11 protein-coding genes are annotated in these 12557 nt (G+C 71.4%); 5 read left to right on the top strand and 6 right to left on the bottom strand.

What is annotated here, in order from left to right; all coding sequences use genetic code 11:
* Nucleotides 1-30 precede the first annotated feature (30 nt).
* The 3 genes from AB0J67_RS03055 to AB0J67_RS03045 are packed head-to-tail and all read left to right on the top strand — an operon-like array spanning nt 31 to nt 2770.
* Nucleotides 31-450, top strand: coding sequence for a hypothetical protein (locus AB0J67_RS03055; RefSeq protein WP_363475633.1), 420 nt, complete (start codon nt 31-33; stop codon nt 448-450).
* A complete protein-coding gene (locus AB0J67_RS03050; protein WP_363475632.1) occupies nt 447-1694 on the top strand; it encodes a hypothetical protein in 1248 nt (415 codons plus the stop codon). The genes AB0J67_RS03055 and AB0J67_RS03050 overlap by 4 nt, the downstream gene beginning before the upstream one ends.
* Entirely contained in the window at nt 1691-2770 is a 1080-nt protein-coding gene (locus AB0J67_RS03045) for a S8 family serine peptidase (protein WP_363475630.1), read from the top strand. Before AB0J67_RS03050 ends, AB0J67_RS03045 begins: the two co-directional genes overlap by 4 nt.
* Here the strand turns inward: AB0J67_RS03045 and AB0J67_RS03040 are convergent.
* From AB0J67_RS03040 to AB0J67_RS03025, 4 genes are all read right to left on the bottom strand, one after another.
* Entirely contained in the window at nt 2753-3751 is a 999-nt protein-coding gene (locus AB0J67_RS03040; protein ID WP_363475628.1) for a winged helix-turn-helix domain-containing protein, read from the bottom strand. The genes AB0J67_RS03045 and AB0J67_RS03040 overlap by 18 nt on opposite strands.
* A gap of 486 nt (nt 3752-4237) precedes the next feature.
* Nucleotides 4238-5269 (bottom strand): hypothetical protein, encoded by a 1032-nt coding sequence (locus tag AB0J67_RS03035; RefSeq protein ID WP_363475626.1) that lies wholly within the window; start codon nt 5267-5269, stop codon nt 4238-4240.
* Nucleotides 5270-5279: 10 nt separating this feature from the next.
* Entirely contained in the window at nt 5280-6380 is a 1101-nt protein-coding gene (locus tag AB0J67_RS03030) for a sugar phosphate nucleotidyltransferase (RefSeq protein WP_363475625.1), read from the bottom strand.
* A 92-nt stretch (nt 6381-6472) separates the two neighbouring features.
* Nucleotides 6473-7624 (bottom strand): glycosyltransferase family 1 protein, encoded by a 1152-nt coding sequence (locus tag AB0J67_RS03025; protein ID WP_363475623.1) that lies wholly within the window; start codon nt 7622-7624, stop codon nt 6473-6475.
* 157 nt (nt 7625-7781) lie between these two features.
* Here AB0J67_RS03025 and AB0J67_RS03020 point away from each other — a divergent pair, with 157 nt between their 5' ends.
* The gene (locus AB0J67_RS03020) at nt 7782-8495 is read left to right on the top strand and encodes a TIGR03089 family protein (RefSeq protein WP_363475621.1); all 714 of its coding nucleotides are present in this window, start codon (nt 7782-7784) and stop codon (nt 8493-8495) included.
* Nucleotides 8496-8672: 177 nt separating this feature from the next.
* Here AB0J67_RS03020 and AB0J67_RS03015 read toward each other — a convergent pair whose 3' ends face one another.
* A complete protein-coding gene (locus AB0J67_RS03015; protein WP_363475619.1) occupies nt 8673-10613 on the bottom strand; it encodes an acetoacetate--CoA ligase in 1941 nt (646 codons plus the stop codon).
* 227 nt (nt 10614-10840) lie between these two features.
* Nucleotides 10841-11293: a hotdog domain-containing protein gene (locus AB0J67_RS03010; protein WP_363475700.1), complete on the bottom strand. Its 453-nt coding sequence runs from the start codon at nt 11291-11293 to the stop codon at nt 10841-10843.
* A gap of 239 nt (nt 11294-11532) precedes the next feature.
* On the opposite strand from AB0J67_RS03010, the gene AB0J67_RS03005 reads away from it, so the two are divergent.
* On the top strand, nt 11533-12432 hold the full coding sequence (locus tag AB0J67_RS03005; protein ID WP_363475617.1) for a hypothetical protein: 900 nt from the start codon (nt 11533-11535) through the stop codon (nt 12430-12432).
* Nucleotides 12433-12557 lie beyond the last annotated feature (125 nt).

Genomic DNA, 12557 nt, shown 5'->3' with positions numbered 1-12557 from the left:
CTCACAGCGCGCTTCTTTGGGGAGGGAAGCATGCCTGAACGACCCGTGCACGGCAGGCTCACCGTCGACCTGGCCGGCCTACGCGAGATCAGCGCGGACCTGCGCCGCGACACCGACGAGGACCTACGGCCCGGCTTCGCCACGGCCCAGCGGCAGATGCGGTACGGCGCCCGCTTCTGCCTCGCGCTCGACTGCGCAGAAGGCCGAGCCGCTAGAGCCTCAGTGAATGACGTGCTCGTCAAGCACCGCGCGAATGCCGAGTACCAGCTGCGCGTGGCTGAAGCCCTTGCCATCGCACTTGAGCGAATCGTCGAGAATTACGCCGATGCGGACGCACGAGCGGCGGCTCGTGTCACCGAGGTGGAAAGCGAGCTAAGTAAGGTGGTCGCTCAGCTGGAGAAGCGCGATGTTCCCATTCCGTCGCACCCTCAGCGAGGGATGCTGGCATGACTTCGGGGCCAGTGGGCATGCTGCCCGAAGAAGCCGGATACGTCGCCAAGCCACAGAATGCTCTGAAGACCTGGCCGACACAGGGCGAGACCAATTGGGCCTCGGTCGATCCGCCGCGCGTGTGGGACATGATCCGCCATGAGGACGACAGCCTGGGCTGGGAGCAGGTCAAGGGCCTTCGCTCCCTCGCTTCGCTATTGATCTCACAAGCAGACCGGTTGTCCCAGCGCCGGGACGCTCTAGCTCAGCTGTGGCCAGCCGAGCAGAGCCGTGCCGCGACGATGGCACTGCGCCGCATTGACGATCTGATCGCCAGCATGCGGATGGACGGCGAAACGGCGATCCAGAATGCGTTGGCGATCGACGGGATCATGACATCCACCGCCAAAGCCAAGCGTGAGGTCCACCAGATCGTGCAGGCCTGGGAAACGACCACCAACGAAGGCGGGCCGGAGTGGTGGGATCATGAGGCTACGCGGCTCAGTTACCTCACCGAGCAGACGATGGTAGCCACTGAACGCGCCATTCGCGATCATCGAAGCCAGATTACGATGCCCGCTGAGCCCAGCTCCCGAAACGTGGAGTCGCCACCGACAGAACCGGTCCCAGGCCCAGTCCCCCAGCCAACCAGAGCGAAGCGGACTATCGGCTACAGCCCCGGGACGGTTCACTCACCGAACCCGGTGCCACCGACATTGCCCGGTTTCCCTCCGTTGATCACTCCGCCACCTGACGACTCGGGTCCGGTGCTGCAGAGCGTGCCACCGCCCGTGCCAGCGGTTCCCGGCCAGCCTGTGTCCATGATGCCGATCGCCCCAGGCAGCCCTTATGCGCCCTACGGAGGCGCTTACGTGTTGCCAGGACCAGGCGTCGGCAGGGAGGGCTACGTCGTCGCGCTCCCACAGCCGGGCTCCAATGGCACCCCCACCGTCGCGTCGCCGATTCGTGGCGGGTCATCTGGCATGCCCGCGATGATGCCCATGCCCATGGGAGGACCCGCCGGCCAGGCGCGCGGCGGCGGTGAAGGTTACCGGCGCAGTCCCGACACACGCTGGGATGTGGCACATGGGGTGTCGCCGATCATTCAGCCAACCAGCTTGCCACCCGCGGCCGACCCGACTCCCGAGCAAGTCGAGGAGGACTTTCGGGCTTGGTTCACCCAAACAGCCATGCCATGGCGTAACGAGGAATCGACCGAGCCTGCTCCCACCGTCACCATTCGCCGAGGAGCCACTGAACCGTGAACCGTTTGCACCGCGCCACGCTCGCTGTTTCGACCGCCTTTCTCGTCTCCGTTCTCGGTAGCCCGGGCGCGTCGAGTGCCTCGGCGGACCAAATTTCGGAAGGGCAGTGGTTCCACAAGTTCCTTCGGACTGACGAGGCTCACAAGATCACCCAGGGTGCCGGGGTCGTCGTGGCAGTCGTGGACTCTGGAGTGGATGCGACCCATCCAGACCTGCGGGGTTCAGTGAAGCCTGGAGCCGACCTCACCCGTGAGGGACCTGGTGACGGGCGGGTCGATGAGTTCGGTCACGGGACGGGCATGGCTGGGCTCATCGCCGCGCATGGTCGGGTGCGAGGCGTGGCGCCCGCGGCGACGATCATGCCGGTTCGTAACTCGATTCGCGGTCTCACCAACACCGCTGAAATCGCCAGCGGCATCGAGTGGGCAACAGCACAGGGAGCGGACGTCATCTCGGTTTCGCTCGCCAACGACTTCGATGACGCGCTCCTGCGAGAGGCGGTCAGGAAAGCGATCTCCGCCGACATCGTCGTGGTGGCCAGCGCAGGAAACAAGCCAGTGGATAAGACCGTCGGCTATCCAGCGGCGATACCGGGCGTGCTGGCAGTGGCTGGCGTGGGCAGGGACGGGCAGCCCGCGGCAACCTCCGTGTCCGGCGCCGCGGTTGTCATCTCCGCGCCCTGTGACGGGATCACCAGTACCGGACTAGACCACCTCTGGCGTACCACGTCAGGGACGTCAGACTCGACGGCCATCGTCTCCGGGGCCGTGGCGTTGGTGCGCGCCAAGTATCCAGAGTTGTCTGCGGCTGATGTCATCCACCGCATCACCGCGACGGCGGTGGACAAGGGACCTGCAGGAAGGGATCCGCAGTACGGCTACGGCGTGCTCGACATCGTCGCTGCACTGACAGCGGACGTACCCCCGCTCGCCTCACCCACACCTAGCGCCTCTGCGAACCGCCCTACCGAGCCGGACTCGAACGGCTCGAAGACGTTCATGCTGATCGCCGGTGCCGTCGTCATCGTCGTTGGTGTCCTGGCACTGCTCCTGATCAGGTCACGGCGTAGGCGCTGAGCGGCCGGCGAGCATCGCGTACCCCAGTTGCGTCAGCGTGTGGTGCACCGTGTTCCGGTCCCGCACGCTGTGCAGCAGGCCCGCGTCGCGCAGCACCGCGACATGCTGGCTGACGGCGGCCGGTGACACGTCGAGCCGCCGGGCCAGTTCGGTCGTGGTGCTGCCCTGGGCGACCAGGTCCAGCACCGCGGCCCGGGTCCGCCCGAGCAGCGCCGACAGCGCCTCACCGCTGCGCACCACGGCTGCCCGTGCCTCCTGGTGCACGGAGTACACGAGCACCGGTGGCAGCTCCGGGTCGAACAGCGTCACCGGCTTGGTCGGCGTCTTGAAGTACGACGGCATGAGCTGCAGCCCGCGCCCCTCCAGGTGGACCTCCCGGTGGGACGGGTAGTCCGCGACCTCCAGCACGCTGCCGTCGAAGCGCACCGTCGGGTGCAGGCTGTTCAGCAGCCCTTCGGTCCCGGAGTCGATCATCGTGCGGGCGCGCAGGCCGCGGTCGGCGTCGACGGCGGTGCGGACGCGGTCCCACATCGGGGCGATGGCCGTCTCGTGGTAGCGGCTGATGGCGGTGCCGAGTTCGTCGAGGGCTCCGGTCTGCCCGCTGCCGACGTCGTCGACGTTGGCGGGCAGCGAGCCCTGCGCGTCGCCGAGCGAGTTGATCTCCTTGCGCAGCCTGCCCTTCGGGGTGGTCAGCACGGCGTCGAGACCTGCGCTGATGCCCCCGGTGCCCTCGGGCGGGGTGAGGAAGTCGGGGAAGTAGCCGACGGGCGGGTTCAGTGCGAGCAGCAGCCCGACCTCGTCGCGCAGCAGGCCGCCCGGCTTCAGGTTGCTGATCATGTTGCGCTTCCACCCGGTCAGCAGCGGGTCGGTGCCGCGCATGCGGAGCAGGTGGATGCTGAGCGCGAGCTCCCACAACGGATCCGGCACCGTCGCGATCCGCGTACGGATCAGGTCGGTGCTGGTGAAGTGGATACGCAGCATGGACTCTCCGGATGAGGGGGTGCCGCTGACTCTACCGGCGGACGTGACCAGCGTCTTTAAGTCACAGCCGAATGTCGTGGACCGGTCACTGTTCGGTGGACGATCCTTGTCGGGCCTGGGGAGCCGGGACGGCGTTCACGCGGAGGGTGCCCGTCCCTGGACCGTACGGGGGCGTACGGGGCGATGCGGCAGCGGCTGGTCAGAGTGCCGGGGGGCGATCTGACCGGCCGCTCCGTGCGTCAGCACCCTGGTGCGCCCGCAGGTGTCGTGCTCTTTCGGGGAAACAGCATCCTTCCCACCCCGAACAAGCCCACTTTCCCTGAAACCGCACCCAGCCACACGGCACCGCAAGCCACTACGACACCCAGCCACACGGCACCGCGAACCACCACGACACGCAGCCACACGGCGCGCAACCACCACGGCACGCAGCCACACGGCGCGCAAGCCGCTACGGCACGCGGCCATGTCAGGGGCGGTGCGGGGTTAGGGCCCGGTCAGCCAGAGGGCGATGCGGTGGTCCTCGTCGGCGACGTACACCGGGTGCCCGTCGTGTTCGGACACGCCCTCGACGTGGTGCAGCGGCGCGAGGTCGGCGACCGGCTCGGGCGCGATGAGCCCCGCTCCCGCCGCGTCGGGCAGGCGGAACCGCAGGTGGCGGCAGGTCGCGTGGCGGGCGTGCGGGTGGTGTTCGAGCAGGATCGAGCCCTTGTCGAGCGCGTCGATCGAACCCACGACCACGTCGTACGCCCCGTCGGCGCGTGCCGCGAGCGCCCGCACCCCGAGCGGGCCGGACCCGGTCCCGGTCAGCGCGTACACCCCGGCCACGTCGAGGGTGCCGCCGGTGAACAGCCCCGGCAGGCCGGTCAGCTCGACGAGGATCGGCTCCCCGGCGGCGGTCACCGGCCAGCGCAACCCGGCCAGCAGGGTGCCCCGGGCGGTGAACGCGGCGCCTTCGATGTTGACCGGGTGGTCGCCGGGGGCGAGCTGCGCCGTCCACCGCTTGCCCTTGGCCGTGCCGCGCCGCAGCGCCTCGGTGACGAACCCGGCGTGCACGGCGTCGGCGACCGGTTCAGGCGCGGCCGGGTGGCCGGTGACGGCGAGCGCGGCGAGGGCGTCGTTCACGGCCCGGTGGAGCGCGAACCGGTGCCGGACGATTTCCAGCCGCGGCGCGGCGGACTCGCGGAAGCGGGCCACGAAGGCGCGCTTGGGCCGCAGCGGGCCGGCCTTGGAGCCGAAGTGCGAGCCGAGCACGTACACCCAGCCGTCGTGGCGGGCCAGCGCCTCGCCGTCCTCGGTGCGCCCGGCGTGCTCGCCCGCGTCGGCCTTGACGTGCTCGGCGCGCCACTGCCCGTCGGGCTGCTCGACGAGCAGGGCCAGGCACTGCTCGACCGGGCCCTCGTCGAGCACGGTCCAGTAGGCGCGGCGTGCGCCGAGCTCGGCCAGCAGGCCGGCGTCGTGCACGGGCAGCAGGTCGCTCGCTTCGTTGCCCGCCGCGGTCAGCTCCACCAGTCGCATGGCGACCAGACTAGATCCGGCTGTCGCCCCGCTCCTTGAGCTCGTCGACGAGCTTCTTGACGTCCTGGGCCCGGTCGCGCGGGCAGACCAGCACGGCGTCGGGGGTGTCGACCACGATCACGTCGCGCATGCCGAGCGCGGCGACGAGCCGGCCGGACTGCGGCACGACGACGGTGCCGGCGCAGTCGTGCAGCAGCACCTCGGGCTTGCCGCCGTCGAGGGTGGCGCTGTCGCCGACCACGACGTTGCCGTCGTCGTCGCCGGGCAGCACGTCGCCGAGGGTGTGGAAGTCGCCGACGTCGTTCCAGCCGAAGTCGCCGGGGACGGTCGCGACCAGCCCGGCGGCGGCCGCACCCTCCATCACCGCGTAGTCGACGGAGATCTTGGGCAGGGTCGGCCAGATCTCGCCGAGCACCCGGTCGCGGTCCTCGGTGTCCCAGGCGGCGGCGATGCGGACCAGGCCGTCGTGCAGCTGCGGCTGCTGGCGGGCCAGCTCCTTGAGGAAGACGTCGACGCGCCAGACGAACATGCTGGCGTTCCACAGGTGCCGGCCGGACTGCACGTAGCCGGTCGCCACGTCCAGGGAGGGCTTCTCCTTGAACTCGTCGACGGTGCGGATCGGGCCGTCGACGACGGCGCCGCACTGGAGGTAGCCGTACCCCGTCTCGGGGTGGGTGGGCGTGATGCCGACCGTCATGAGCAGGCCGCGGCGGGCGCCGGCCTCGGCCTGGCGCAGCACCTCGGTGAACCGGGCGCCGTCGCGGACCAGGTGGTCGGCGGCGAACGAGCCCATCACGGCCTCGGGGTCGCGCTGCGCGATCACCGCGGCGGCCAGGCCGATCGCGGCGCAGGAGTCGCGCGGGCTCGGCTCGATGAGGATGTTGGAGTCGGGCAGGTCGGGCAGCTGCCGCGCGATCCCGGGCGCGTGCGCCACGCCGGTCACCACGTACGTGTCCGCGAGCGCCGCCACCGGGGCGAGCCGCGCCAGGGTGGCCTGGATGAGCGTCTCCGCGGTGCCGGTCAGCGGGTGCAGGAACTTGGGGTTCGTGGCGCGCGACAGCGGCCAGAGACGGGTTCCACTTCCACCTGCGGGAATGACGGCGTGCAGCATCCGACCATCATGCCTGACCGAGGCGACCCGGCAGCGCACCCCGCCCGTGACACAAGCCGCATTCGCCTGCTAGGGGCGGGGTGCGTGTTGCATCACCGGTGGTGGTGGCGGATCGACCGCTGCCACGCGGCTACGTGCGCCTCGGCGCTGGAGTTCCAGCTGAACTCCTTGGCCCGGGCCAGGCCCGCCGCGGCCAGCGCGTTGCGGCGCGGCTGGTCGTCGAGCAGGGCCGCGAGGTCCTTGGCGATGTGGTCGGCATCCTGGCCGGTGTAGGCGACGGCGTCGCCGCCGACCTCCGGCAGGGACAGCCGCGGCGTGGTCAGCACCGGAGCCCCGCAGGCCATCGCCTCCAGGATCGGCAGGCCGAAACCCTCACCATGGCTGGGGTACGCGCACAGCACCGCCCCGCCGAGGAAGCCCGGCAGGTCGGCGTACCGCAGATAGCCTGGGCGCAGCAGCCGCAGGTGCGCGGGGACCTCGCCCGCCACGCGGTCGATCTCGTCGTCGTGGCCCTGGCCGCCGGCCAGCACCAGCGCCGGCGGGTCGACCCGGTCGCGCACCGCCGCGATCCAGCCGCGGACCAGGTTCGGCACGTTCTTGCGGGGCTCCTTGGCGCCGAGGAACGCGATGTACGACTGCTCGCCGAGCCCGAGCCGGGCCCGCACCCGGGCCTTCTCCTCCTCGCCGGGCACGTGGAACGCGGTGTGGTCGACGCCGTGGTATGCCACGTCGATGCGGGTCGGGTCGGCGTCGAGCAGCCGGATCAGCTCGTCGCGGGTGGCCTTGCTGGGCACGATCACCCGCTCGGCCCGGCGCAGCGACGTCTTGATCGCGGAGCGGAAGAAGGTGCCGCGCGACTTCTCGTAGTGCTCCGGCTCGGTGAAGAAGGTGGCGTCGTGCACGGTCACCGTCACGGGGCAGCCGGCCCGCAGCGGGCAGGTGTAGAACGGCGAGTGCAGCACCTGCGCGCCGACCTGCTGGGCGAGCAGCGGCAGGCCGGTCTGCTCCCAGGCCAGCCGGGCGGGGCGGTGCGCCACGGCGGCGGGCGCCGCGACGACCTGCGCGTGCGGCAGCGTACGGGCGTAGCGCTCCTGGTCGGTGCGCTGCGACACGACGACGAGGTCGATGTCGGAATGGTCGGCGAGGGCGCCGAGAAGCCCGTCGAGATACCGGCCCACGCCGCCGCGATCGGCGGGCACGCTGGTGGCATCGACAAGCACCCGGGGAGAGCGAGCGATCGTCACGGTGAACACTCCTTGTGGGGGTGTGCAGCGCAGCCCAGTCGACCGCCGCTCTGCGGTTGTGAGACTGTGCGCTGTTTCACAGCAGTCAGGCTTCAGACTACGCCCGACATGCCCCGAGGCAAGGTCCACGACGCGGCAGTGTCGGTAGCCTGACCACGTGTCCACTATCGGTCAGCTTTTCGCCGCCGCCGTCGCCACCGATCCGGCAAAACCGCTTCTCACCTGGTACGACGACGCCACCGGCGAGCGTACCGAGCTCTCCGGCGCGACCCTGGCCAACTGGGTGGCCAAGACCGCGAACCTGCTCGTCGACGGGTGCGGCCTGGGCGCCGGAGACGTCGCCCGGATCGCGCTGCCGCCGCACTGGCAGACCGCGTCGATCATGCTGGCGGCGTGGACGGCCGGGCTGGCCGTGTCGCACTCCGCCGACCTGCCCGCCGACGTCGCCTTCGTCGAGCCCGAGGCCGGTCCCGCCGCCCCCGACACGTACGCGGTGAGCCTGCACCCGTTCGCCCTGCCGCTGCGCAACCTGCCCGCCGGGGTGTCGGACTGGGTCAGCTCGGCGCGCGCCCACGGCGACTTCTACGGCGGCCCGCCCGCCGACCCCGGCGCCGCGTCGCTGGTCGGCCTGCCCGGCGGTGGCGGCTCCATCACCCACGCCGACCTGGCCGAGCGGTCCCTGGCCCGCGCCAAGGAGCTGGAGATCAACAAGGGCGACCGCGTGCTCATCGACCTGGGCGCCCACCCCCGCCCGCTGGACTGGCTGACCGCCCCCATCGCCGCCGGCGCGAGCCTCGTCCTCTCCCACAACACCGCCGCGGGCATCCTCGACACCCGCGCCGCCACCGAACACGCCCGCCTCATCCCCTGACCCCCGAGACCCCCGGGACGGGACCCCCGGGCCACCCGGCCCCGGCCCAGCCGCGCCGCGACCCGGCTCAGCACCGCGGGCGCAACTCTTGAAGACTCGCGGCATCGGAGCAGCCCGCAGGGCACGAGTCTTCAAAGTTGCGGCAGGTGGCGGGGGCACCCGAGGGGCGCGGGACGGTCAGCGGGACTTGGCGAGGGTTTCGAAGGCGAGCAGGGACTCGGGGTTCGCGAGGGCGCCCTTGGCGGCGGCCGCGTCGACGGGGGTGCCGGTGAGGATGCGCTTGACGGGGACCTCGAGCTTCTTGCCGGACAGCGTCCGGGGGACGGCGTTGACCTGGTAGATCACATCCGGGATGTGGCGGGGTGACAGGGCGGTGCGCAGCTCGCGGGCGATCTTGGCCTTGAGTGCCTCGTCGAGTGCCAGGCCGGGCTGGAGCACGACGAAGAGCAGCAGCTCTCCCGCGCCGCCCTCGTCGTCCTCCAGGTGGACCACGACGGAGTCGGCGACCTCGGCCATGCCCTCGACCACGGAGTAGAACTCGGCGGTGCCCAGGCGCACCCCGCCCCGGTTGAGGGTGGCGTCCGAGCGGCCGGTGATCACGCAGGTGCCGCGCTCGGTGATGGTGATCCAGTCGCCGTGCCGCCACACCCCCGGGAACACGTCGAAGTACGCCTCGCGGTAGCGCGAGCCGTCGGCGTCGCCCCAGAAGCCGACCGGCATGCTGGGCATCGGCGCGCTGATCACCAGCTCGCCGAGCGCGTTCTCGACCGGGTGGCCGGTCGGGTCGAACGCCTCGACCTTGGCGCCGAGGCAGCGGGCCGCGATCTCGCCGGGGTAGACGGGGTTGAGCGGGGTGCCGCCGACGAAGCCGGTGCACACGTCGGTGCCGCCGGACAGCGACAGCAGCAGCAGGTCGGGGTTGACGTTCTCGTACACCCACCCGAAGCCCTCGGCGGGCAGCGGCGCCCCGGTGGAGCCCAGCCCGCGCAGCTTCGACAGGTCGGCGACCTCCCGCGGGACGATGCCCTCCTTGCGGCAGGCCAGCAGGTACGGCGCGGACGTGCCGAAGTAGGTCATGCCCGCCTCCTCGGCGAGCCGCCACAGCGCGCCCAGGTCGGGAGCGGCCGGGTTGCCGTCGAACAGCACGATCGCCGCGCCCACGGCCGGGCCGGAGACCAGGTAGTTCCACATCATCCAGCCGGTGGTGGAGAACCAGAAGTAGCGGTCGCCCGGCCCCAGGTCGTGGTGCAGGGCGAGCATCTTCAGGTGCTCCAGCAGGATGCCGCCGTGCCCGTGCACGATCGGCTTCGGCAGGCCGGTGGTGCCGGAGGAGTAGAGGACGTAGAGCGGGTGCGCGAACGGGACCGCGGCGTACGCCATCGGCTCGTCGGTGTCGGCCGCCAGCTCGCCGAGGCCGACCTGCCCCGCGGTGTACGGCAGCAGCACGGTGTGCGCCAGCGACGGCAGCGCGGCCTGGATCGCGGCGACCTCGCCCGTGCGGTCGATCAGCTTCTCGCCGTACCGGTAGCCGTCGACGGCGACCAGGACCTTCGGGGAGATCTGCTGCCAGCGGTCGGTGACGCTGCGGGTGCCGAACTCGGGCGCGCACGACGAGAAGATCGCGCCGAGGCTCGCCGTGGCCAGCATCAGCACCACGGTCTCCGGGATGTTCGGCAGGTACGCCGCGACCCGGTCGCCCTCGCCGACGCCGAGCCGCCGCAGCCCGGCCCGCGCCCGGCGGACCTGCTCGCGCAGCTGCGCGGCGGTCAGCACGACCGGCTCGCGGGTCTGCGAGTAGCCCAGCACCACGGCCTCGTCGTCGGCGACGCCCGGCATACGCAGCACGTGCTCGGCGTAGTTCAGCGTCGCGCCGGGGAACCACCGCGCGCCCGGCATGGTGGCGTCGGGCAACACATCCGTGGGCTGATCATGTGCGATGACCTCGAAGTAGTCCCAGATCGAGGACCAGAAGCCGGCCAGGTCGGTGGTGCTCCAGCGCCACAGCTCGTCGTACGAGGAGAAGGTGAGCCCGCGCTCGCGCTCCAGCCAGCCGATGTAGTCCCCGATCCGGGAGCGCTGCCTGACATCTGCCGGTGGGGTCCAGAGCGCCTCGGTCATCATGATCCTCTCCCGCGAAACCTCATCGTGCCGCAGTTCGCATCCTGCCGCATGGCACGACGGACCATTCTCCGACCTGGGACGGCCGCCTCGCGGTGGGTCCGGGCACATCACCGGGCACCCGCCGGTGTCCCCGCCGCCCACCCCGCTCCGACGCGCGAAGCTCCGTTCCGGCTGTCGGAGCAGCGGGAACGGAGCTTCGATAAGGCTTAGGTCGCGCGGCGTGGTCAGGCGCCGTCGGCGCGGTGCTTGTCGATGGCGCGGCGGCGGGCCAGGCGGTGCTCGCGGCGGATCTCCGCCTCGTGGAAGCGGCGCACGTCGTCGGGGGTCTCCGGCAGCACCGGCGGCACCGCCCGCGGGTTGCCCTCGGCGTCCACGCCCACGAACACCAGGTACGCCGTGGCGACGTTGACGGGCTCGCGGTCGGCCTCGTTCCAGCGCTCGGCGAGCACCGTCACGCCGATCTCCAGCGAGGTCTTGCCGGTCCAGTTGACCTGCGCCTTCGCGTGCACCAGGTCACCGACCCGCACCGGCACCATCAGCGTGATCTCGTCGATGGCCACGGTCACCGCGTTGAAGCCGCAGTGCCGGGCCGCGGCGGCGCCCGCCGCGTCGTCCACGAACTTCATGATCACGCCACCGTGCACGGTGCCGTAGAGGTTCACGTCCTGGTTGGTCATGATGCGGCTCAGCGTCACCCGCGAGAACGCGGTCGGCCGGCCCTGCTGGCTGTCGAGCACACCTCACCGTACGGCCTGGACGCCGCCCCCTCGCACCCGCACCGCAAACAGTAAGCCGCGGCACACGCCGCCGCGCCGCAGGTGAACGCGCGATGCGGCAACGGTTGACGACCCCGGCGCGCGCCGTTGGCGTCGATACGCCATTCTTGGAACGCCCAGCAGTCGTCACCCCCGGAGGCATGGTGCGCCACATCGGTTCGTTCCTGCTAGCGCTGGTGTTCGCACCGGCGGTGTTCCTGCTGACAGGCACGGGACTCAGCGCCTTCCAGACCATGTGGGTCGCCGGTGGAGCGGCGTCCGCGGTCCTCGACGCCACCGTGGCCCTCGGCGCGCTGCTGCTCGCCGGAGCCCTCTACGCCGTGCTCACCATGGTGCGGCTGTCGCCGGTCGGCCCGTTCCTGGCCGGGCTCGGCCTGCTCGGCATGAGCGTCTGGGCGGCCGCGCACACGGCGTCCTACGAGGACACCTTCGCGATGCTCGACGTCCACATGGGCGGCGCCGTCGGCCAGTCGGGCCTGGGCGTCGTGCTCGCCGTGCCGCTGCTGGCCACGGTCGCCAGCCCGCGCCGCTGGCGCAAGCACGAGCGGCTCGCCGACGAGACGGTCGCGCTCGCGGCGTACCCGTTGCAGCAGGGCCGGCCCGGAGCGCCCGTCGACGCCACCCGCCAGTTCACGGCGCAGCCGGGCGGCACGGCGTACACCGGCCTGCCGGACGTGCCGCCGCCGTCGCTGCACTACCCGCGCGCGACCCCGCAGAGCATCCCGACGGTCAACGTGCCACCGGCACCGCCCGTGGCCGCCCCCGTGGCCGCGCCACCCGTCGCCGCCGCGCCGACCGTGCCGACCGCCTCGTCCAGCGCGCCGACCGCGCACGTGCCGCCGGTCGCGCCCGCCCCGCCCGCCGGGGACGCCCCGCCGCTGCCCCGCCGCAACCCCGCCGGGGCCGCCCAGCCCGCCATCGCCCAGCAGTCCCCCAGCGCCCCACAGCCCCCCACCCCACCGCCCCTGCCCGAGGAAGCGACGGTCATGCTCATCGACCCCGCCGACCAGCAGACAATCAAGATCGACAAAAAGGACTGACAACCAGTCCCCCGAAAACCCCAGCGGGAGCCACCCTCTCACCACCGGAGGGCGAGGCTCCCGCTTTCCGTTTCGTCGATCATGAAGTTAGGGAAGCGACACGCCGTCGAACATGCCCATAAGTT

This window comes from Catellatospora sp. NPDC049609, from assembly GCF_040675365.1.
GTDB lineage: Bacteria > Actinomycetota > Actinomycetes > Mycobacteriales > Micromonosporaceae > Catellatospora.
This window is presented reverse-complemented; position numbering and strand designations above follow the sequence as displayed.

Coding starts and splice junctions, on each gene's coding strand:
- AB0J67_RS03040 (WP_363475628.1), bottom strand. CDS start 3,751: ATGCTGCGTATCCACTTCACCAGCACCGACCTGATCCGTACGCGGATC.
- AB0J67_RS03030 (WP_363475625.1), bottom strand. CDS start 6,380: ATGCTGCACGCCGTCATTCCCGCAGGTGGAAGTGGAACCCGTCTCTGG.
- AB0J67_RS03035 (WP_363475626.1), bottom strand. CDS start 5,269: ATGCGACTGGTGGAGCTGACCGCGGCGGGCAACGAAGCGAGCGACCTG.
- AB0J67_RS03005 (WP_363475617.1), top strand. CDS start 11,533: ATGGTGCGCCACATCGGTTCGTTCCTGCTAGCGCTGGTGTTCGCACCG.
- AB0J67_RS03055 (WP_363475633.1), top strand. CDS start 31: ATGCCTGAACGACCCGTGCACGGCAGGCTCACCGTCGACCTGGCCGGC.
- AB0J67_RS03015 (WP_363475619.1), bottom strand. CDS start 10,613: ATGACCGAGGCGCTCTGGACCCCACCGGCAGATGTCAGGCAGCGCTCC.
- AB0J67_RS03010 (WP_363475700.1), bottom strand. CDS start 11,293: ATGACCAACCAGGACGTGAACCTCTACGGCACCGTGCACGGTGGCGTG.
- AB0J67_RS03050 (WP_363475632.1), top strand. CDS start 447: ATGACTTCGGGGCCAGTGGGCATGCTGCCCGAAGAAGCCGGATACGTC.